Here is a 21,932-nt window from a genome sequence, read left to right on the forward strand (position 1 = left end):
AGATAGCGCCATATAGTGGAATAGTCCGTTTCCATCCTTAATTTCCCTCGCTGTGCCAATTTGTAATGCATTCTATTATAACTTAGATTTAACTCTACATATGTAAAGTATACAAAAATAGGGAGAGAAATGTTATTGTACCATTTTCTCTCCCTATTACTTTCAAGTAATATTATAACAAGTCTTTAATTAAATTTAGGTGTGCGACTAAAGACCTTTCTTACCATCGGCTCAAAAAACTCCACTGGTAAATACTCGAAGTCGGGGTCAAAGCTATTCTGATCGTAATTTTCACAGAAATTCACACATACTTCATAAAAAGGGTTGTCTTTGTAGATATCTCGAGCATTTTTATCTGCTTCTGACATATGATCCATATAATGTTGCTGAAATACACCATGGTGTTTCACAATCCATGTTGCCTTTTCAGAAACAAATGGCTTGAGGATAGCCGCAACCATTTCACCATGAGTATGTGGTGCCAACATATAAGCAATATAAAGATTAAAGGGATTGACGTAACAACGGCAGCTGTCTTTATGGTATTCAAAGGAGCATCGATAAAAATTATAGTTAACGGTACTAAAACAACGACCAAACATCACAATAATCTATGAAAAGGAGCAGAGTCCCCATGGTCTTTAAGTCCTTTTGTAGCAGTTGCTGCTAGTGTATATGACGCATGTAGATTAGCAAGAGTACCAAAAGAATAAAATAAACACCCCTGATAAAGGCAATGTGTTTAAGACATCAATAATTGCTTGATTTCCTCCATCAACACTTAGGATCCCTGCTACATCAACGATTCCACGAATATCTGCGTCCATTTTACTTCTATAGTCTTCATGCGTCCCTGTTTGCGGAAGACACTAGGAACAATTATATTATATCCCAAGTAATAGCTGTTCCCTGTTCCACATCCTGGTTAACTTCCCTACCCAATAAAACATCATAATATTTTGGCGGGAGACCGTATCCGGGACGAATTGCTTTTAAATTATCTTTTGTAAATGCATCACCCTTTTTCATATCTTTCATTACATATAAAGAACGACGGTATTTTTTGGAGGATTCCTCTTCCTTTGTGGCGCCATAATGAATACTTCCAAGCGCTTGCCACGCTCTTTTTGTTTCCGTTATCATAGTTTGCATTTCTTCTGGTTCCAGGGAAAATCCAGCATCCACGCCGCCATCGCTCCGGGAAAGTGTAAGATGCTTCTCAATAGTGGTTGCACCAAGTGCGACGCTAGCAACTGCAACCCCGCTCCCCATCGTATGGTCAGATAGCCCAACCTGACATTGGAATAGATCTTTCATATGAGGAATTGTTAAGATATTGGTGTTTTCTGGTGAGGCTGGGTATGTGCTGGTACACTTAAGCAAGATTAAATCCTGGCAGCCTGCTTCTCGTGCAGTGTTAACTGTTTCTTCTATCTCCGCTGCAGAACACATTCCGGTTGAGATGATCATTGGTTTCTTTGTTTGGGCAACCTTTCGTATCAGGGGTAAATCCGTACATTCAAACGAGGCTATTTTATAGCAAGGAGTATTCAATGATTCCAAGAAATTCACCGCTGTTTCATCAAACGGGGTGCTGAAACCTATCATTCCTAATTTTCTGCAACGGTCGAATATAGGCTGATGCCATTCCCATGGCGTATAGGCTTCCTGGTACAGGTCGAATAACGTTTTATTCTTCCAGGGGCTTTTCGAATCCCCAATTATAAATTCCTCTCTCGAATTGTTTAATGTCATTGTTTCAGCAGTGTAGGTTTGAATTTTTAAAGCATCGGCTCCTGCTTTCGCTGCCACTTCCACAATATCCAGCGCTCGTTCAAGTGAATGATTATGATTACCCGACATCTCCGCGATAATAAACGGTGGATGGCCCGGACCGATTTGCCGGTTTTCCAGCTCAATCTCTTTCATCGTTTCCCCCCTCTCCGCTATACGACTTTATAAGTTCCGGCTTTATACGTTCCCACTTGTCAGCAAAAAGCGCCATTGGAATTACATCCAGATATTGATTGTCTTTTCGGATGTGCTCGACAAATCGCCCTTCTGATTCGAATCCCAGTTTTCTGTGAAATTGGATACTGCCGCTATTTGTATGGATTGCCTCTGAACATACCTTATATATACCTGTCTTATTGAAAATATTGTCCAACCCCAATATCCCCATAACGGTTCCTGAACCCTTTGGAGCTGTATTCTCCCCAATATAAAACCCCCAGTAACACCTGGAATGTTCGCGGTCGATATCCGAAAAGTTTATTAATCCAAGTGGACGGTCCTTATAATGAAGTAACCACACTTTATAACGCGAATTTGTGGTTACTTTAGTGAACCAATTGTAGTGCTCTTCCCAACTGATGTGATGGTCCGTATACATAAATGACTTAATGTCATCCGAGTTCCGCCATTTAAGTACTAGCGTCAAATCATTATAACTGATTGGTTTCAACTGGAAGTCTTCCATTCTAGCCATAATTATTCTCCTTTAGTTAAATGCTTTACAACTGCATACTCTTCATAGTCTTTCATTATGAATTTAGTCGCCTTTCTCATATCTTTAAACCTCTTAGAGGAATTAAGTAATCGTTGGAGATGGATTGCCAGGTCATCTTCTTGTACTTCCCGGCTCTTACCAAGATGGTAGACAGCACCCAGTTCTGACAGAAATGACAATATCTCAGACTGATTTTCTGCTGTTTCTACAGTGACAGCAGGCAATCCCATATAACACCTTTCCCATGTCGTACTGCCCCCAGCCCCAATAGCTAAATCGGCTTTTGCCATTAGTTCTGCTAAATAATCAATTTGATAATGGATATCTGTTTGGGGCATTTTTTTGCAAAATTCCCTTATGGCTGGATAACTCTGATTGGAATATCCCACCACAACATCAACTGCAATTTCTGGCCGTTTAAGACTATTAATAGCTTTGAGCGCTTTCATGGTTTCATTTGTAGGATCACTTCCACCAAATGAAATCAGTATTCGATTAACGTTGCTGCAGCTTCTTTTCACATGTCGTCGATTCCTGAACTCCTGTCTTAGTAAGAGATACTTTGGTCCCGTCAGAACTGTGGCATGTTCAGGAACTAATTTTTGATAGCGGCCTTTCATATCCCTGTACAGATTCTGGTCCAGTAAAAGGTCACAATCATGCGGCCGGTCAGCCAAATCGTCAATTACCATCAAACTGTTAACACGTGGTTTTATACTATGTTCCCACCGCCTATCCAGTGCATAGTGGTCAACAATGAACCAATTAATTGATTGTTGGTCACGCAATGTTTCAATTGTTTGTTCTGCATCTGTATCCCAGTTACTCTTGAGCCAACCTTTTAAGCCCCCCCCTTCCCCTGCGGTCTCAGGGAAAGATAAAGATAAGACCTTGAATCCATGTGCCTCGATGTTTTTAATCAAATTACCTGGAAGCTCCCTGCAAATAAATGTCACTTTGCACTGATTCCTTCGAAGATCCTCAGCAAGGACCAAACACCTCATGACGTGGCCGGATCCTATTTCCACCGAGGAATCAGTTCGTATGCAAATATTCATCGACTCACACTTTCAATCTTTTTTTTGCTGAATATGCGTATTGATCAGCCGCCAGTCTGAATTCTTTTCAAGCAAATGTATGACATCCTTCATCGTGAATTGCGGGGTGGATGGATAGAGTGCTTCAATAATCTTGCTTATTAGGATAAAGTCTTCATGCGTATCAACAGTCCAGCGATGCTGGCTGTAGTCTTCGCTGTGAGAAACATTGAACAAATTAAACATTTCTGGATTATTGACTAAATACCTGGTGACGTGCTCCCGGTCTATGCTGGATACTGCATGACTATGCGCTCTTTTTAATGCCTGAAATGAGAAAACTTCTGCATCCATTCCTCTTGGGAATGTTCGGTTTAAAGTATTTGAAACATATTGGTATTCATGAAAACGGAGTAAATAATCCCCGATAATTTTATCAATTACTTGTGGATCAATTATTGGACAATCCCCGGTTAAACGAACAACGACATCTGCCTTCACCTGAATCGCTGCCTTGTAATATCTTTCTAATACGTCGGCCTCTGAACCTCTGAAATACGAAAATCCAAGCGATTCGCACAGGTTTGCAACATCGGCATCTATAGCTTTATTTGTCGTTGCAACCAGGAGTTCGTCAATTTGTTTTGATTGCTCTACACGTTCCAGCTGAAATGCCAACAGGGGCTTTCCAAGTACTTTTTTTAAAATTTTCCCCGGCAGTCTGCTGGATCCCATTCGAGCCTGTATGATTGCCGCTACCTTCATCCTTCCACCTCAATCAATAGCATAATAGGATATCACTTTTTTCACGGCAGCTATAACGTCATCCACATCCGCATCTGTCATTTTGGGAAACAACGGAACCGTAATGATTTCCTTAAACAAACTTTCGGCTTGCGGGCATAAACCTTTTTTATACCCTAATTGCTGATAATAGGGGTGTAAATAAACGGGAATGTAATGCACATTGACTCCGACATTTTCCTTTTGTAATGCTCTGAATATTTCGTTCCGGTCTGCTTTCAGACTGCTGCCATTCATTCGCAGGATATACAAATGCCAACTCGAACTGCTATCATGGTGCTGATACGGAGTAACGATTTCCGTTGAATTTTCAAAGGCCTTGGTATACTTCCTTGAATATTCCTTTCGCTTTGCAAGAAAAGCCGGTAACTTTTTCAACTGACTTAACCCCAGTGCGGCTTGGATATCGGTCATCCGGTAGTTAACCCCAAGATCCTGCATTTCATAATACCAAGGTCCAGTTTTTCCTTTGATTTTTGAGGGATCACGAGTTATTCCATGGCTTCTGAAGCTAATAAGCCTGTCATAGAACTTTTTATTATCCGTGGTGATGATTCCTCCTTCTCCCGTAGTGATATGTTTGACCGGGTGAAAACTGAACATGGTCATATCGGCTATCGATCCAATTTTTTTCCCATTATAGGAAGCTCCAAGTGCGTGTGCAGCGTCATCTATGACAATGAGTCCGTGTTTATCAGCCAGCGTCATAATGGCATCATATTCAGCTGGCTGGCCCGTGAAATCGACAGTAATGATTACTTTTGTTTTACTATTAATAAGGGGTTCGATGGCGTCAGGGGAAATATTGTAAGTTTGAGGGTCAATATCCGCGAAAACCGGGGTTCCACCCATAAATAAAACGCTATTTGCACTTGCTGCAAACGTTATTGGAGTGGTTATCACTTCATCATTTTCTGCAACGCCGGCAACGGAACAGGCTGCATGCAAAGCGGCAGTTCCACTGGAAAACGCTACCGCATATTTGGCACCAACATATTCAGCAATTGCCTGTTCAAATTCGAAATTAGTTGGGCCGGTTGTAATGAAATCACTTTTTAATATATCGACTACCGCCTTAATATCGGCTTCATCAATCCATTGTCTTCCATATGGTAAATAGGAATCTCTAATTGGTTGGCCACCATAAAGAGCTAGTTTATCTTTACTTTTTTCCATTTTTATGCCCTTTCCTCAACTTATATAAGTTTAGTAGATCTAATCCATTCCTCCGTCTTTTTGATCCCTGTTTCCAAACTATATTCAGGCCCCCAGTCGAGCAATTCGCTGGCTTTCCTATAATCACAAAGTAATTTTGGTATTTCACTCTGTGGATGAATATGCTCTACATGTTTAATATAAGCTTCGTCCTTCACTATCAGCTCAGCCAGCTTATTAATGCTGACATCGCTGCCAAGTCCTGCGTTAACAATTTCACCATCCACCTGATGTGAGTAACCAGCCTTCACAAACAAACGGGCACAATCTTCCACATAAAGCAAATCGCGAGTTTGGGTTCCATCACCATATATCTCCAAAGGCTTACCCGCCAACATGTTTTTCAGGAAAATAGCGACAACTCCACCTTCACCTCCTGTTTTCTGATAAGGACCATACGTATTAAATGGTCTGATTACTGTTACAGGAAGACCATAGGCATAATAGTATGACAAGACAATATTCTCTCCTGCCAGTTTTGATCCTGCATAGGGAGAAGTTGGCTTAACCTGATTCATTTCATTAATTCCTTCTTCGCCCCTAGCCTGGTCATAAACCATACAGGTACTCATAAATACAACCTTCACATTGCGTCTTCGGCATTGTTCCAGAATATTAAAGGTACCAATGACATCATTATAAAAAGTACCTTTGGGATTATCTATACTATCCTGTACATTAATGCTTGCAGCCAGGTGGTAACAAATGTCAAACTGTTTAGTGAACAAATGGTTGAGTATCCGGATGTCTTTTACATCTCCTTCAATAAGTCCCATAAAGTTTTTATTTGTTTTCATGTCTTCCAGGTTTTCCACTCTTCCGTTTGACAGATCATCCAGCACCCATACCCGATGACCGTCGTTTAACAGCTGATCGACTACCCACCTTCCAATAAAGCCGGCACCACCAGTAACAAGGATATTCAAAATATCCACACTCCTTTCCAATCTTCTCCAACCATTTTATTCCCTTTGGAGAAATATGTTCGTGCGCATCTTTTTTGCCGTCTTATTTTTCCTTTTGAAAGACTCTGAGGGTATAGGCACCCAAGCCTAATTTTCTTTCACAGCGACTTTCTTCCACTTGTTTAAATCCCAGTTTTTCAAAAATATCCTTATAGTTTCTTGGAAAAATGCGCCAATGCGATGATTTTTCAGCTTCTATTGTAATCAGATAGGACCCGGTAACCCGTGCAATCTCGGGAAAAATCCATACACTATCCGGGTGAATGTGTTCCAATACTGCCATTGTAAAAACAAGATCATAACTATTCTCGGGTAATTTATTAATTATATTTTCTACCGGAGAGTGAACAATTTCTGCGTGTTCGTATAATTCGGGGTACGCCTTTTTCAATTTATTTATTGCTTCTTTGCTAATTTCAATACCAGTAAGGTTGTTAAAATTATTCTCATAAAGGTAGTTTAAATTTCTTCCTAAATTGCAACCGATTTCCAATACCTTACAGCTTTGGTCAATATATTTTTGTATATATGCAAATAAAAATTCGCTTCTTTTCACATGAGGCAGGTAATTATCCGGCAAGCATTGATTGATCCAATAATCATGGATTTCTTCAAGGCTTTTATTATTCTTATCGCTCATCTTTTTTTCCTCCTAGTTTTAATGAATCAGCCAGTCAGTCTGTTTACCAACTTGCTCAGCCGTTCACCTGACATTCCTAAATCAGGGTAGGCATAATGCAGGAACTTCTCCCTTTTGCCATCAACATGTCTGCTCCAGGCAGGGTCATTATAATATTTTACAATTAATCCCCCTAGCTTTTTTGGATCTTTCTGCACCACATCACCCAAATCGTCAAAGTAACCTGTATAGCTTGGTAATGTATTATGCAAAATGAATACGGGCTTTTTCATTAGCATAGCCTCTAAGCCTACCGTGGATGTGTAAGAAACCACGCAATCAACGTTAGGAAGAATGTCATAGAGATCAAACGCCTGTGTAGAATGAACATATGGAAAAGCTTTAGTTAGTTCATGAGGATTTGTATTGGGGAAGTCTTTAACCAGTATATTCAAATCTAGTTCCTTTGAGATAGTGTCGAGTAAAATTTTCCATTTGCCAATATTCCGATCTCCCCTAACGACAACTAGTAATGTTTTCTTCCTATTATCAAGACCGAGCTCTTTATTGAAGTCAATACGGTTTGAGGTCTGGGACTGAAATGCCTGGTCAAATCTTGGATGGCCGATAATTGCAAGGGATTTTTTTGCCACACCCAATTTTCTATACCAATCCACTTCGTACTGGCCATAGACAGCATCGATGGTTGCAATTTTCGGAATGTAACCAAACTCATTTGCTATGATTCCATGCTGCATACAAATAGTAGCAATTCCTTGTTCTGCGGCTACCAAAGCTACGACCCTTCCGAAATGGTTGGGACTTGACACAACAATACAGGAAGCAGGAACGTCTTTAAGGATCTTTTTGCATATCTCGATTTGATTTATTATCGCTTCCAGTTTAGTTAAGAGCACCTTTTGAAAGTTTTCTTCTTTATATAAGTGATGACCCTTAAAGGATTTCAATAATGCTCTAGCCTTGTTTTTTACCTGAATGGTTTCTCTTTTGATATCCGGTTTATAGTCACTTATATATTTAGTGGGGATATTATTTGCTGCAGGTTCAATGGATTTGTTTTTATTTGTGTGGATCAGCACCGTTTTGTGGGGTTTAAAATAATCGTCAAACGTCCGTGATGGAAACCGGATTAACCTATCAGCAATTACAACTACTTTTCTGTTTTCATTTTTAACGAACGATTTCTTCCTGTGTGACTGGAAATATTTATCAAATACATCCTGGAATTCTTGTTGGTCTTTCACCTGACGTGTTAATCGATTTGTGAAACTTTCATCGTATAATGCCTTCCAGATTTCAGGATTTTTGCGGATTAAGGCGGGAAAGTGTACGAGATAGGATAAAGAAAATCCACTGTATTTTAGATTCTGGAAATCGTGAATAAAGTCCAGGTATAACGACCAGTAATTTTTAACATACGTATTCATAATAGCCTCCTAGCTAACAGTATTTCTTGTAATTCTTTTAACCAGCTTCTGTAACCGCTCCCCGGAATGGCTAACATCAGGATAAGCGCTCCCAAGAAATTGCTTCTGTTTTTTTTCCACATAACATTTAAACGAAGGATCGCTAAAATAATCGATTATTATTTTACCCAATATTCGTGGATTGGTCTGAACAAGCTTATCCAGCTCATTATAATATCCTGTATAACCTGGAAAGTGGTTGTTCAGGATAAATACGGGTTTTTTAGAAAGCATTGCTTCTAGTCCTACTGTTGACGCATAGGAAACTACCGCATCAACGTTCGGAAATATATCATAAATAGAGTATCCAGCTGTCGAATAAACAAATGAAAACTCTTTTGTTAAGGGATGAGGCGTCTTACTGGGATAGTTCTTAATAACGACATTCAGATTAAGTTTTCCGATTGTCTCGATAAGTGTGCGCCATTTGCCGTTATCCTGGTTTTCTCTGATAACAATCATTAAGGTTTGTTTGCTGTTGTCTAGTCCTAAATGATTGTTGAACCTCTCTCGTTCTATTGTTGGACGGCTGAACGCCTGATCGAATCTAGGGTGGCCAATAATTTCAAGTGATACGTCAGGTGCTCCTAATTTTTTATACCATTCAGCCTCGAAATCACCATACACGGCATCGACGGTGGCTATTTTAGGAATATAGCCGAATTCACTCGCTATGATGCCATGCTGCATACAAATAGTAGGAATGCCTTTTTCTGCGGCAACTAAAGATAATATTCGGCTAATGTAGCCATGTGTAGTCGATACAACCAGACAGGAGACATGCTTATCATTTAGAAACTGACGGGACTGTTCAATTCGCTTGATTATTTCCGCTATCATATTTAAAAAGTAACTTTGAAAATTCTGGTTTTTGTAGACTGGATGGTTCTTATGGGATGCAATAATCTTCCGCGCCTTATTTTGCACCTGTGTTACCACTTTTTCCGTTTCTATTGGATAGTTAGTTAAATAATAGGTTGGTACTGTATGCGACGTTTTTTTGACTGGAACAGGTGTTTTAGGTTTCTTTTTCTTTACGGCATGATTTCCTATCAATACTTTTGCTTTATTGGGTTTCTTCCTGCGGGCAGATTTTACTTTAATCGCTGATTTATTTATCCCAGCGTGAACAATCATCGTTTGGGACGGATGGAAGATTCGCATGATACTTGGTCTGGATATCCGTAGCAACTTATCCTGATGGAAAACTACCTTTCCATGTTTACTTTTGGTGACTGATTTCCCCTTATGTTTCTGAATATAATTATAAAATGCATCCTGAATTTCCTTTTGATCGTTAACCTGACTTTTTATATGCCTGGTAAAGTCTTTGTCTGATAAGCTGTTCCAGAGTTCTGTATTGTTACTGACTAAACTATAGAAATGACAAAATAAATAGGCTATCGAGTAACCACTGTAAGTCAAATCCTTAAAATCATTAAGAAAATCAAGATACAATGACCAGTAATTTCTTAAACTAGTATTCATGGCAACCTCCTTCTATCGCTGTCTTATTTATATTAACTTCGCCGCCTTAAGTAACGAACGTAATTCCTCCATGCCTATGGGTTGCTGACTCATCGAGCTATAAATACCTGTACTAGCTACTTTGGCATTACGGTTTGTTACTTTACCTGAAAATCCGGGGATAATGTACATGCTCGGCAATTCCCAGGCTGAAGTTGATTCGTCATATGTCATCAATTCTTCATACATTTTTTCTCCTGGCCGCAAACCCATTATTTCTATTTCAATGTCCGATTTTTGCAACTGATGTATTTTACACGTTTCTTCCACTAGAATGTCCGCCAAGTCACCTAGGTTAACAACAGGCATTTTCAAAACAAATACCTCGCCACCCATCGCTTCCTTCAAGGCTTTGATGGTCAACTCAGTTGCCTGGTCCAATGTCATCATAAAGCGTGTCATGCCCCTATCTGTAACTTCTATTTTCTTTTCCTTAAATATCCTCTCTTTAAAAAGGGGTATCACTGACCCTCTTGATCCCATTACATTTCCGAACCGAACACTGGAAAATATCGTCTGACCTTCCTTCTTGCTGTATTCTACAACTGAAATTAGCCTTTCACCAATCATTTTTGTCGCACCGTAAGTGTTAGTTGGGGAGATAGCTTTATCGGAACTTGTGAAAATCACTTTTTTTACCTTTTGAGCGCGCGCAGCTTTAATAACATTGTTAGTCCCATACACATTCGTTTTTATTGCTTCATATGGATTGTACTCACATGATTCCACCCGTTTCATCGCTGCTAGATGGAACACATAATCAATATCATGCATTGCAGCTTCCAGACTTTCGTAATCGCGGATATCCCCAATAATAAAACGCAAGGTCTCCTGATTACCTGTTTCCTTTTGAAGCTGCTGTTGCTTATATTCATCCCGGCTGAATATTTTGATAATATCCGGGTTTTCTTTTATTAAATAATTCACTATACTTTTGCCAATTGTCCCGGTTCCACCGGTGATCAGTATCTTCTTTTTTTCAAAAAACACTATTATTCACTCCTTACTGCTCAACTTGATCAATTTCTTTATTTTAACCCAGGCGTTGCCCTTACCTCTCTGGTGTTACTATTTATGTATATGAATCGAGCTATCATCGGTTAAAGATGCCAGCCTACGAATTCAACCCATTTTACGTTTAAAAAGAAAAAGACTCAACTAGATTTTTCCATAAAAAATTTAGAGAGGAGTAGCTCCCCTCTTCATACGGATCCTCCATTTCGTTGTTAAGGAAATACGAAAGGGCATTGTGGAGGGATTGTCGGTGCCGTGCATGGAGGAAACAGAAGGATATCCCTTGGCTGGCAAAAGCCTGCGACTAACTCCAGCTTTACATCAAAAGTTGACTGTATGCTTTGGCATAGGCGAACTGTAATGGTAACATCAAGCTCATCAATCTCTGTAGTTGTACCAGTATCACAAGCCGCCGTACATACAAAACAATCCAAGTCCGTATACGTCACATCAACTTCAGTACCCTCAGGTGCGCAAAGGATTGCCTGCTCACAACGGGTGAACTCTACTGTCCCCACTTCGACAGTAGCTCCGCCAAGTTCTGGTATTAAGTTTACAAAAACAGTAACCACAAATTTTTTTCGGATATTCACCAACTGCAACGTAATTTCGGTACCGTCGACAATCAGTTCGCGATCCTCCCTGTCTAACACAACGATTGGATTTACGTCAGTGGGAGCCACGGTACATGTGACCGTGTTAAGATCTATATCATCACATTCCAACTGATCACCGGTAGCTGGGTTAACCGTTAAATCCAAGTCAGTCACACTCAGGTCAAATTCCGTATCATTGAGCAGCCAGTCGTATACCTTCTCTGTGTTGATACACAGAAGTTCCTGCCCTTCTGATAAATTCTCTGTTTGCATCGTACGAACACCTTCGAATAAAATTAAATTCTTTATACATATAACAGCATTAACATACTTTAACGGGCATCCCCGAATCGAAAGCAATCGGGATGCCGGTGTACTTTTAATGGATTCCGCGGCAATAGTAGCAACATTCATGACTTAAAAATCTGCCGAAAGAATGAGAATAGAAACAAGAATTTTCCCACTTCTCAAAATGGCACATTTGTCACGAATTGATGTTTCTCCAATAGTATATTAATGTGCTGTAAAAGAGTGAAAATTATTAAAGCTTAAAGGAGATTTGAAGGCTATGGAAGAAGAGTTTTACCAGGAAGAACTATCGGAATATGAAAAGCAGGTAGAAGAAATCCACACTATATTAGATACCCTCAATCAATTGAAACAGGACGTGGACTATATAAAGGATGAAGTTGAAGAAATGCGTGTGAAAGAATTACTTGAAAAGATGAATCTTATGATGGATAAAACCGATGAACATTTAATAAAAGTAGAAAATGAAATCAATTCCCAGAAAGAGGACTATTTACAGTTGAAAGATTTGATGAATCAAGATGTCCTTAAAAAGAAAGCGCCACGGCCATCGGAATACAGGAGATTACAGAATATGCTACAGTCCTACAATAATATGGGACTGTCTCCAAATCAACCAAACAGTAGCATGGCAGCAAACAGAATGTATAGACAGCCAACATCACTCAACCACTCCCGTCGAAACGGTACTTTCAGTAATGGTCAGCCACCTGTTCCAAGAAGTAATGTCACAAAAACATTCCGAAATCCTCAGCAGGAATTAAATAAAAATATTATCACCCGCTCCTCTTCATCACGGAAAAGAAAGAAATGAATCTGACGTTTATACCAACTCATCCTACCCAAAACGATTAACACGAACTTCTACATCTCTCGAAAGATAGTAATTAACAAATAATACAACTTGGGAGAATAGGGTCCGTCAAATTACCACTGTCACCCTGCTGTAGCCCTGTTCTTTCTATGTAATCTGTCGCTTTAGTCTGGATTTCCTCAATGGGGCCGGGTGTGTTGAATGACTGTTTTTACATCGACCATACTGATAGCCCAATCCTTTTTGCGAGGATTCCCCTATAATATATTATAAAAAGAAAGGAGCTGATGTTTTTGAAGGCGAGAGACATTAGTAAGCGTGCAAAAACTTCAAATTATGTAAAGCACATTAATAAACCGATTGCACTTGCCACCTCATCCGTAAAAAAGGCTACCATCAAACGTAGCGGATGCGGATGTGGGAAATCTGTTTAGTTTACAAAAAGATTGTTTCCCCTCCCGATAGAGGTGGATAATTTTTGTGAGGCTAATAGAGGAGTCATCAGGAATGCTATCTTAACTATCATGTTGTAAGTATCAAGTGTCTGTCCAGCAGCTGCCTCAGAAAGGAATCAGCGGCTTGCTGGGCAAACTTAAAGGCATAATTCCGTTAATGCAAAATTACACCTTCTAAAACTTCAGGGGAGACGACTATATCAGCTGTCTTTACTATTTAGTTTTTTTAAAGCGATCAGGTTCACTCTACTAGAGAAGTTATCCTCCTTCAATTTTGTACAGGTTATTTGCTAGTTTCGTGATAATAATTCTACTGAGAGTCTCTTCTATTTTATCCAGCTTGTTAAAGAAGTCCTGAATCTCTGTTTCCGTAAGGGAAAAGCGTCGTTTCCGTTTCTTTTTACTTTTAATTCGCAGGACGTTTTTATTCAGTGAAGTATTTACCCGTGGGGAAGAAATTTGAATCGAATCCCATAAACCGAGAATAGCGTCATATGCAAAACCTTCATTTGACCAGTCACAATAATAAGACAATCCGTTTATGTTCTGATCCCTGTATTTTACATTATAATTGCTTTCTTCTCTCCTATATACATCATTAATTGCATTATGAACTTCTTCTATGTTCACAGCCTTCACCCCTAATTGATTTGGAATAGTATCTTCCTTCGTATTCGAATTAGAGGGCACATAAGAAATAAGCGGTTTTTCAAGCAGGAATGTTTCAATACCAGATGTGCAACCATTGTGTATGACCGCCTTAGCGGCCATAAGCCACTTAATAATGTTGCCCTCATGGATCACATGACCATTTGTGTACTCGGCTAGTGCATGCCGGTACGATTCAAAATTTTCCCCCGGGTGGGGCCTGATCACGAAATTAATTTCGGGAAAACGCTCGCAGGTAGCTTTCGTCATTTCCATGAAAGAGTAATATAATTGCTTGATGTGCCTGAAATGAGGATTATCTTTCTGTCCCTTTGGGGTGTTATAAAGGGAAAACCGTGTATTAATTAAAATAAACTCTCCATAATCATTTCTTAACTGTTCAGCATCCTCTTCATAGATAGACCTGTACTTCGGTTTCAAAAGATCAATTCTTGGATTACCTGTAACATGACACCTTGCTCGCAAATCAGGATTTGCACTGGTTATAATGTTTTGCTGAAATGGCCCCCAACAGTATTCCTGTGTCACCAACTGCAGCATATCCCTTTTCATTCGGTCCCTAAGATATTTTTTATCATTAATAAGTAATCCTTCTTCATCCAATTCCACAACAACGTGACCGTTTTCTTTCGCTTTCAAAATCACCCTCTTTCGGAAGCCATGTGGATACCCCTTTGAAAAGAATATGCCTGCGGGCAATTCAGTTGATGCCATTTCCACAAGGATATGATCACCGGTGACAACAGAATAACCTTCTTTAGCTGCATAATATGCCATTAATAATTTAGCGTCCAGTTCTCGTACTTTTATTTCTACCGGTAAATACAACCATTTTTTATTTTTGCTCACTATTATACAACCTTTCCAATTATAAAGAATCAGGTGCTTACTAAAACCCGGAGTATAATTACTTTCCACAGAAATAAAAGAGAGGAGTTTATCCTCTCTTTATCCCTATGTTGAAGGCTTATCCGGTACCCCCAAATCGCCGTTCCCAGTAGGAAATACTACAGGGCACTGCGGTGGAATTGTTGGTGCTGGGCATGGAGGGAATGGAAGGACATCCCGCGGCTGACAGAAATCTGCGACAATCTCAAGTGTGACTTCAAAAGTTGATTGAATGCTCTGGCATAGACGAACTGTAACAGTCACATCAAGTTCATCAACTTCAGTAGTTGTTCCAACGTCACAAGTGGCTGTACATACAAAGCAGTCCAGATCAGTATACGTTACATCAATTTCCGTGCCCTCAGGCGCGCAAAGAATCACCTGCTCACAACGGGTGAACTCAGCAGACCCTACTTCAACAGTGGCCCCTCCAAGTTCGGGTATTAATTCTGCAAAAACAGTGACCTCAAAGTTCTTGCGGATATTCACCAATTGTAATGTTACCTCTGCCCCGTCGACCGTAAAATCCTGATCTTCTCTATCTAAAACCACGATTGGATCTACTGCAGCAGGCTCTACTGTACAAGTAACGGTATTAAGGTCAATATCGCCACACTCCAGTTGATCACCGGTAGTAGGGTTAATCGGTAAATCCAAGCCAGTTAAACTTAGATCAAAATTTGTTTCGTTTAGGATCCAGTCATATACCTTCTCTGTGTTAATACACAGAAGTTCCTGGCCCCCTTTTAAATTATCAGCTTGCATATTTATTACACCTCCAGAAGTTTGATTTCAATTATAGCTTATGCCTATGGACGGTTAAGCGTTAATGATTTTGCGGAGATATCATGATATTTAGGAAAATGGGTGAATATAATATTTACAATAATACTCCACTCAAATAGAACATCATCAATAAGTAAACAATGGATAATCATAACGAAAGAATAGATTGTTTCGTAGGTCTCAAAAAAAACTGCACATTTGTCACGAATTGATGGTTCATCAATAGTATATTAATGTGCTGTAAAAGGGTGAATGGGTATGTATCAATACAAACTATATAACTCAAGGGAGATTGATAAGTTAAAAGAAGATCTGGAAGTTTACAAGCAAACGCTTGTAACAATGGAATCCAGTAATTTATTGGATAAATATCTTCAGTTGCAACGTGAATTATATGAGATAAAACTAAAATTTTCTAAGTTTAAAGGGGAAATGAAGACTATGGAAGAGAGTTATCAGGAAAAAATAGCAGAATATGAACGGCAGGACCAAAGGAATTCGATACAAACACAGACAATAAATGACTCCCTAAATCAGCTTAAGCAGGATGTAACCTCCATTAAGGGTGAAATGAAAGAAATCCGCGTTACAGAACTTCTTGAAAAGATGAAGCTTGTGAGTAATAGGATGGATAACAGTTTAGCAATAGGAAAAAGTCAAATCGACACACAAAAAAAAGAACTTTTACAATCAAAAGAGCATATTAAGACAAATCCCCCTATAAAAACTGTCCCCAAGACTTCTGAATATAAGCGATTACAAAATATGCTTTACTCCCTAACCAATGAAAACCAGGCTCCAAGCCAGTTTAATAGCAGGACTACACCTAATAAAATGGCAAGAAAATTGCCAACAAGCAACCAGACTTCTACACGAAGCAGACAGTTTGGTGGTGTTCGGAACACCCTCTCAACAAGTAATGGGAAGAATACCCTTCAACGTTTTCCATATGAATTGAATAAGAATATAATTACCCGAACTTCCAAACCGAAACCTACAGAAAAAACATACGTAATTGCTGATAAGGAAGAATCAACTTCGTCTATTAAAAATGACAATCATTCACAGGCAGAAAATGGGAAGACAAAAATTCCAGTAGTAACCGACAACACTCAGAAGATGAATGCAGACCATAATAGCGGTCACGTAGCGAAGGCTCGAGAGGAAATGGAGGATTCACACAAGAACCTATCTTCAATTGAGAACCAGTACAATAATGAAGTCGACATCAACCAAGAAGCAGGCTTTTCAGTTGCAGAAGATAATACACTGGATACAGTAAATGAGTCAAGTGGTGAAATGGTTTCTGCAAATAGGAGTGAAATGTCTGAAGCCAAGACACGACTAAACCGAGCAGGCAGGAAGAGAGAGCTCAACTCGTTCTTCTCCTTCTTCAGGAAGAATTAAGGTATAGAAAGCCATGCAGACAGAATCGATCGTGATCCCAGAGATTATCCATAATGAAATGGTGGAAAATTGCAAGGATCGCCTGCCCTATGAGGCATGTGGGTTATTATCAGGAACTGGGAATCGTATACGATCCTTGTGGCAGTTGGAAAATGAACTGAAATCCGCAACGCGTTTCTTTGTGAGCAAACAATCAGTGGAAAAGACTATACAAAATATAAAACATCTGGAAGAACAAGTTCTGGCAATTTACCATACCCACCCTATTACCGATCCTGTTCCATCCAGTTATGATTTGAGGAATCATACAGACGAAAAAGTTTTCATGGTGATTATATCCTTTAAAACAAATCCCCCCATTACGAAATGGTATACAATTAAAGGTAACCACTATACTGAACGGCTTTTTAGCATAGAATCATAGGAACAGCTGTCCTAAATCATCTCTTAGCCTTAAAAGGCAGGTCATCAATGACCGGCCTTTTTTTTGCGAACTATTCACATGGATTCGACCTATCTTATTTGTTTCACCACATGTTAATAATAATTCTTTTTGAGCATAGAAATGGAATGAGGTTAAAAATGTGTCATTAATTTGGGAGGGTACAATTAAATGAATAACATTATTGAGCTAAAGGAAAGGTTGGCGGAATTGAATAATCAAACTAACAATTTTGTCGATGAATTCAAGAAACTCCTGCCAATGAATCCACGCCATCAATTATCGCCTTCGTTATTAGGCTACTTCACGCATTCAATAAATGTCACCACTGAAAAAAAGGAAGAAAGTATACTATTTGGAGGATTTCACATAAAAAATCTTAGTGCCAATACAATAAATGATCTTTATCTTTGTTTACGAATCGATACAGTCAATCAATATGACTTTTCAGGGAAGTTTCGTTCGGAATCTTCCTCATTAAAATCACAGGCGATGGAGGTGACCTGGGAACGGTTTAATAATAGTGACGATGAAAAGGAACTATGGTTCAGGTTAGGGGAAGATAAGCAGCTAAATCCATTTGAAAAGATTTCTTTTCCTGACTTCCATTTAACGTGGGAAAACAAGGACCCATTTTCATGCTCTATTGTTGGGTTTGTTTATTCCGAATATGAAAAAGATGGGGTTCCGTCATCTAATACCATTAACTTAAAAATACAAAAGTGATATAGGGAGGGAAACTCTTGGTTAATGATCATTTATGGTTACTCATAAATAAGGTGGTTGGTGACTATATCCCTCACATGGAGGAACTCGCCGACAGCGAAGATGCCCTAGAACTTTCAATCTTATCTCTGTTAATTCAATTGAAAATGAAAAATTTAAACGTACCCAATAAGGGATCTGAAGGAAAGCAAACGATGCAGCAGTACGGGGAAGTTTTAGAAGAAATTAACCAAACCATCGAAAATAACCAAAAACAATTTAATGAATTACTTGACTTATTGAAGAAAACAGAGTGATAAGTGCTCTGTTTTTTCTTGTATACTAAATTGCCCCATACCCAATCATGTCTAATGCGATAACAACTATCACCCATCCTCCTTATGTTAGTTAGATTAATCGAATTTCAATTTTCCTTTAATTTATCCTTACCATAATAAAATAAAACTTCTCAAATGTTGGGTCAACTAATGAGAAGCCTACCATAAAATGGGTTACCCCGTTTATATTCAGTATCCATCATATTTAGTTTTTATTTCATTTAATCTTTCTTCAATATTAAATGTGGATAACATATGTATAACAAGTAAGGCTAGAATACCTATTACGTTTGATAAACAATTAATTTCAAGGAACTCTCACGAACCCATTATTTCAGAAGGGGAATTCAAGGCTGTAAAATCACTCATAGAATCTCGTAAAAGGATTAGACCACAAGCGGAAATTCATTTATTTACTAATACTGCATCCTGTGCAGACTGTGGTAAAGGGATGCACTTTTAAAAAATCGTTAAGGCTATATATGTGGTTCTTATAATAAACACGGGATAAAAGCTTGTACAGATCACTATATTAAAGGAAAATGAACTTTATCAATCGATATTAAATGACTTGTATAATCTCTCAAATTCGTTAAACCATTCTTACTATAGTTTAACTATCAAAAAAAGAGCAGAAAATTAAGGCTTCGACACGAACAACAACTTAATAAAATAGACCTTAAAATTAAGTCTAAGAAAAGATAGGCAGGACAAGGGATTGCATGAAAAAGACCCCGCATTCGCAAATGTTTATTTTTACGAAAACAGGGTCGGTTTATCAAATGTTTATTATCACGAGCAAGAGTTTGTTTTAGTTAGACATAGTAGATAAAAGAGTTATGAGGAAAAGTTTATTTGTAGTTCTCAATTTATCAATATGCTTTTTCCTTATGGAAGATTATGATTACATGTTATGATTCCAATTTACAATACATTTTAAGACCTATTTAACTCTTCCATTCTTCAATCGGTATTAAGTTAGCCTCAATTTCTGCACGACGGTCTTCTAGAAATGGCGGCAAATCAAGTTTTGTTCCTAATTCTGCGACGGTAGAATCTGCTGTAAACCCAGGTCCGTCTGAAACAATTTCGAACATGACTCTATTTTCATCACGAAAATAAATGCTATTAAAATAATAACGATCTACAACTCCAGTACTACGATATCCGGCTGCTTTTATTTTATTATCCCATTTTTGTAAATCTGTTCCCTCTACTCGAATAGCTAAATGATGAATACTTCCCTTTCCTGGTCTTTCTCTTGGTCCGTCGAGCTGCTTAATAACAATTTCACCAAATACTTCTCCATTAACTGCCTGGTAAATCGCTTCTTTTTCTGTTCTTAAAACGTTCGTATAATTAAATATATTTTCTAGCATCTTAGAAATAGAATCCAATGATCTTACTGTAATTTCTATAGATCCCATTCCTAAAATACGGTTCTCTTCTGGTACAACCGAATCCGTCCAAGCCTGCCACTCATCAGGAATGCTCCTACCATTATTGTTAAGTAAAACAAGTCGTAACCCTTCTGGATCTTCAAAATGCAAAGCGTCATGTCCTGCGTAAGTTGTAATCTCACCATGTTTTACATTAAATTGTGATAATCTCTCTTTCCAATATAGGAGACTTTCAAACGATGGAACTAATAAGCCTATTTGTGTAATGGCATTTGTTCCACGATGAGTACTTCCAATTGTTGGAATTTCAAAAAATGATAGCTCTGTTCCAGGACTTCCTATCAAATCTCCGTAAAACAAATGATACATTGTAGGATCATCTTGATTTACGGATACTTTTACTCGACGAAGACCAAGTATTTCGTTATAAAAATGATTATTACTTCCTGCATTCCTGGTATACATGGATATATGATGGTGTCCTAGTATCATTTTTCTAATCTCTCCATTCATTATTCTTATTAAAAGCCGTACACCAATTCTTTAGCTTTCCTGTCAACAGGGTTCTTAAATGATCACCGATTGAATACAGTTCAATTTCCATTCCTTTCTCAGGATGAATTCGGTGTTTTCCCATTATGTTATCCTTGCTTTTGTAATTCCTTTGCAGCAAATCCAACTGTTTTTAATAACTGGCCTAATTCTTCTTTCTGTTCCTCTGATAAAGAACCCAAGTTTTTTACAATCACTTCAACATGTTTGGGGAAGATTTCATGAAATAGTTCTTCCCCTTTTTCAGTTAATACTACTTTCCAAAAACGTCGGTTCGATTGATCCTGCTCTTTCTTAACTAACCCCTTTTTCTCTAGCTTGTTAACTACATAAGTAATACTTCCACTTGGAATCATTAGCTTGTCACTAATGGTTTGTATATGTTGCGGCCCTTTATTGTAAAGCAATTCTAGAACCATAAAATTTTCAGCAGTTAATCCATAGCCTTGAATATCTTCTATCACATTATCGAATACTGTCTTTGATGCTTTTAACCATATTCGAAATAACCTGAGATCCTTTTCTGCTTGATCATTACCCTGATACATTCAACCACCTCCGTTTTAACTTAGTACTATTATATCCGAATTCGAAATTAGTCGATTTGTTTACCCGATTAATGAAGTGTAATTTAACACTAAAACAATACCCCCAAGAATAAGAAGGATGATTGGCATCATCATATTATTCAGTGTATCTTTAATTTTAATGTGAGTTAGAATGGCTCCAATCATGGTAGCAACAACTAAAAATCCGCCTAAAGCTGCTAATTGCTCATTCCAAACTCCTGCAATTAATAGTACAGCAGCTACAAGTTCAACCATACCTGTAAAAATACGAAAACCTGCTGAATAACCATACGTTTTAAATCCTTCTACCATTTGTTTCGAACCAAATTTCATAAGACCAAACATAATAAACCCTAACCCTAAAAGTATTTGAATAATAATTGATAACATTTGTTCTCTCCTCTTCCATATCCTAATAGTAGGATATTATAGCTTATTTTTTATAATAACGTTAAAACGGTAATGAATTTTAATCTCTATTTGCTTTTTCCACGACTAATTTTTCCGGTGTTATGTCTTCACCTAATTCATTTACAATTGTTAAACCGGTCATTGTTGTCAGCACTTTTCCACGAAACTCATCTAAATATTTTCGCCGTAATTGCGTTCTTCCTCTATTTTTTCTTCGGTTAAACTTCATTTCGTGTTTTTACTGCTAGTTCATTGATTCGTTTTAGGCAGCAGTCTTCGGGCTTACTCCTTTCTATTAAAAGTTCGGTTCTCCTCTCTATATCCTAATGTTAGGATATTTACATCCTAACATTAGGATATCGGATTGTCAATTTGGCTGGAATGAATCCGTCCGGTCCAATACCGTATTCACGC

Annotated in this window: 25 protein-coding genes; 5 read left to right on the forward strand and 20 right to left on the reverse strand. The window is 38.3% G+C overall.

Annotation, left to right across the window (positions count from 1 at the left end):
* Nucleotides 1-185: 185 nt before the first annotated feature.
* The 13 genes from QGM71_RS11995 to QGM71_RS12055 all read right to left on the reverse strand — a co-directional run bounded on the left by QGM71_RS11995 (nucleotide 186) and on the right by QGM71_RS12055 (nucleotide 12,187).
* Nucleotides 186-485, reverse strand: a complete 300-nt coding sequence (locus QGM71_RS11995) for a hypothetical protein (RefSeq protein ID WP_327607792.1) — start codon at nucleotides 483-485, stop codon at nucleotides 186-188.
* A gap of 204 nt (nucleotides 486-689) precedes the next feature.
* Entirely contained in the window at nucleotides 690-827 is a 138-nt protein-coding gene (locus QGM71_RS12000) for a hypothetical protein (RefSeq protein WP_327607793.1), read from the reverse strand.
* A gap of 52 nt (nucleotides 828-879) precedes the next feature.
* Nucleotides 880-1,929 (reverse strand): pseudaminic acid synthase, encoded by a 1,050-nt coding sequence (gene pseI, locus QGM71_RS12005; protein WP_327607794.1) that lies wholly within the window; start codon nucleotides 1,927-1,929, stop codon nucleotides 880-882.
* On the reverse strand, nucleotides 1,916-2,488 hold the full coding sequence (gene pseH / locus QGM71_RS12010) for a UDP-4-amino-4,6-dideoxy-N-acetyl-beta-L-altrosamine N-acetyltransferase (protein ID WP_327607795.1): 573 nt from the start codon (nucleotides 2,486-2,488) through the stop codon (nucleotides 1,916-1,918). Before pseH ends, pseI begins: the two co-directional genes overlap by 14 nt.
* Before the next feature lie 2 nt (nucleotides 2,489-2,490).
* The gene (gene pseG / locus QGM71_RS12015; RefSeq protein WP_327607796.1) at nucleotides 2,491-3,567 is read right to left on the reverse strand and encodes a UDP-2,4-diacetamido-2,4,6-trideoxy-beta-L-altropyranose hydrolase; all 1,077 of its coding nucleotides are present in this window, start codon (nucleotides 3,565-3,567) and stop codon (nucleotides 2,491-2,493) included.
* 12 nt (nucleotides 3,568-3,579) lie between these two features.
* The gene (locus tag QGM71_RS12020; protein WP_327607797.1) at nucleotides 3,580-4,311 is read right to left on the reverse strand and encodes a glycosyltransferase family protein; all 732 of its coding nucleotides are present in this window, start codon (nucleotides 4,309-4,311) and stop codon (nucleotides 3,580-3,582) included.
* Between the two features lie 9 nt (nucleotides 4,312-4,320).
* Nucleotides 4,321-5,526: a UDP-4-amino-4,6-dideoxy-N-acetyl-beta-L-altrosamine transaminase gene (pseC, locus tag QGM71_RS12025; protein ID WP_327607798.1), complete on the reverse strand. Its 1,206-nt coding sequence runs from the start codon at nucleotides 5,524-5,526 to the stop codon at nucleotides 4,321-4,323.
* Nucleotides 5,527-5,546: 20 nt separating this feature from the next.
* Nucleotides 5,547-6,491 (reverse strand): dTDP-glucose 4,6-dehydratase, encoded by a 945-nt coding sequence (locus QGM71_RS12030; protein ID WP_327607799.1) that lies wholly within the window; start codon nucleotides 6,489-6,491, stop codon nucleotides 5,547-5,549.
* Between the two features lie 82 nt (nucleotides 6,492-6,573).
* A complete protein-coding gene (locus QGM71_RS12035; RefSeq protein WP_327607800.1) occupies nucleotides 6,574-7,170 on the reverse strand; it encodes a class I SAM-dependent methyltransferase in 597 nt (198 codons plus the stop codon).
* A gap of 26 nt (nucleotides 7,171-7,196) precedes the next feature.
* The gene (locus QGM71_RS12040; RefSeq protein ID WP_327607801.1) at nucleotides 7,197-8,597 is read right to left on the reverse strand and encodes a hypothetical protein; all 1,401 of its coding nucleotides are present in this window, start codon (nucleotides 8,595-8,597) and stop codon (nucleotides 7,197-7,199) included.
* 9 nt (nucleotides 8,598-8,606) lie between these two features.
* Nucleotides 8,607-10,124 carry a glycosyltransferase family protein gene (locus tag QGM71_RS12045; RefSeq protein WP_327607802.1) on the reverse strand — a complete coding sequence of 506 codons (1,518 nt, stop codon included), beginning with the start codon at nucleotides 10,122-10,124 and terminating at the stop codon, nucleotides 8,607-8,609.
* A 27-nt stretch (nucleotides 10,125-10,151) separates the two neighbouring features.
* The gene (locus tag QGM71_RS12050; RefSeq protein WP_327607803.1) at nucleotides 10,152-11,153 is read right to left on the reverse strand and encodes an SDR family NAD(P)-dependent oxidoreductase; all 1,002 of its coding nucleotides are present in this window, start codon (nucleotides 11,151-11,153) and stop codon (nucleotides 10,152-10,154) included.
* 236 nt (nucleotides 11,154-11,389) lie between these two features.
* Nucleotides 11,390-12,187 carry a BMQ_0737 family morphogenetic spore coat protein gene (locus QGM71_RS12055; RefSeq protein ID WP_327607804.1) on the reverse strand — a complete coding sequence of 266 codons (798 nt, stop codon included), beginning with the start codon at nucleotides 12,185-12,187 and terminating at the stop codon, nucleotides 11,390-11,392.
* A gap of 154 nt (nucleotides 12,188-12,341) precedes the next feature.
* On the opposite strand from QGM71_RS12055, the gene QGM71_RS12060 reads away from it, so the two are divergent.
* A complete protein-coding gene (locus tag QGM71_RS12060; RefSeq protein WP_327607805.1) occupies nucleotides 12,342-12,896 on the forward strand; it encodes a hypothetical protein in 555 nt (184 codons plus the stop codon).
* Nucleotides 12,897-13,609: 713 nt separating this feature from the next.
* Here the strand turns inward: QGM71_RS12060 and QGM71_RS12065 are convergent.
* Together QGM71_RS12065 and QGM71_RS12070 are read right to left on the reverse strand one after the other, a co-directional pair.
* Complete coding sequence (locus QGM71_RS12065; protein ID WP_327607806.1) at nucleotides 13,610-14,869, reverse strand: surface carbohydrate biosynthesis protein; 1,260 nt, start codon at nucleotides 14,867-14,869, stop codon at nucleotides 13,610-13,612.
* Between the two features lie 105 nt (nucleotides 14,870-14,974).
* Nucleotides 14,975-15,673, reverse strand: a complete 699-nt coding sequence (locus tag QGM71_RS12070) for a BMQ_0737 family morphogenetic spore coat protein (protein ID WP_327607807.1) — start codon at nucleotides 15,671-15,673, stop codon at nucleotides 14,975-14,977.
* 279 nt (nucleotides 15,674-15,952) lie between these two features.
* On the opposite strand from QGM71_RS12070, the gene QGM71_RS12075 reads away from it, so the two are divergent.
* The 4 genes from QGM71_RS12075 to QGM71_RS12090 all read left to right on the forward strand — a co-directional run bounded on the left by QGM71_RS12075 (nucleotide 15,953) and on the right by QGM71_RS12090 (nucleotide 18,565).
* Complete coding sequence (locus QGM71_RS12075; RefSeq protein WP_327607808.1) at nucleotides 15,953-17,101, forward strand: hypothetical protein; 1,149 nt, start codon at nucleotides 15,953-15,955, stop codon at nucleotides 17,099-17,101.
* A 13-nt stretch (nucleotides 17,102-17,114) separates the two neighbouring features.
* A complete protein-coding gene (locus tag QGM71_RS12080) occupies nucleotides 17,115-17,525 on the forward strand; it encodes a Mov34/MPN/PAD-1 family protein (RefSeq protein ID WP_327607809.1) in 411 nt (136 codons plus the stop codon).
* Between the two features lie 189 nt (nucleotides 17,526-17,714).
* Nucleotides 17,715-18,269: a hypothetical protein gene (locus tag QGM71_RS12085; RefSeq protein ID WP_327607810.1), complete on the forward strand. Its 555-nt coding sequence runs from the start codon at nucleotides 17,715-17,717 to the stop codon at nucleotides 18,267-18,269.
* 17 nt (nucleotides 18,270-18,286) lie between these two features.
* A complete protein-coding gene (locus QGM71_RS12090) occupies nucleotides 18,287-18,565 on the forward strand; it encodes a hypothetical protein (protein WP_327607811.1) in 279 nt (92 codons plus the stop codon).
* Nucleotides 18,566-19,533: 968 nt separating this feature from the next.
* Here the strand turns inward: QGM71_RS12090 and QGM71_RS12095 are convergent.
* From QGM71_RS12095 to QGM71_RS12115, 5 genes are all read right to left on the reverse strand, one after another.
* Complete coding sequence (locus QGM71_RS12095) at nucleotides 19,534-20,478, reverse strand: ring-cleaving dioxygenase (protein WP_327607812.1); 945 nt, start codon at nucleotides 20,476-20,478, stop codon at nucleotides 19,534-19,536.
* Nucleotides 20,479-20,482: 4 nt separating this feature from the next.
* On the reverse strand, nucleotides 20,483-20,623 hold the full coding sequence (locus QGM71_RS12100; RefSeq protein WP_327607813.1) for a hypothetical protein: 141 nt from the start codon (nucleotides 20,621-20,623) through the stop codon (nucleotides 20,483-20,485).
* A 4-nt stretch (nucleotides 20,624-20,627) separates the two neighbouring features.
* Nucleotides 20,628-21,086, reverse strand: coding sequence for a MarR family winged helix-turn-helix transcriptional regulator (locus QGM71_RS12105; RefSeq protein ID WP_327607814.1), 459 nt, complete (start codon nucleotides 21,084-21,086; stop codon nucleotides 20,628-20,630).
* 60 nt (nucleotides 21,087-21,146) lie between these two features.
* Nucleotides 21,147-21,497 carry a DoxX family protein gene (locus tag QGM71_RS12110; RefSeq protein WP_327607815.1) on the reverse strand — a complete coding sequence of 117 codons (351 nt, stop codon included), beginning with the start codon at nucleotides 21,495-21,497 and terminating at the stop codon, nucleotides 21,147-21,149.
* 79 nt (nucleotides 21,498-21,576) lie between these two features.
* Complete coding sequence (locus tag QGM71_RS12115; protein WP_327607816.1) at nucleotides 21,577-21,747, reverse strand: DUF896 domain-containing protein; 171 nt, start codon at nucleotides 21,745-21,747, stop codon at nucleotides 21,577-21,579.
* Nucleotides 21,748-21,932: the final 185 nt, after the last annotated feature.

This window comes from Virgibacillus tibetensis (assembly GCF_036026595.1).
Classification (GTDB): domain Bacteria; phylum Bacillota; class Bacilli; order Bacillales; family Amphibacillaceae; genus Virgibacillus_P; species Virgibacillus_P tibetensis.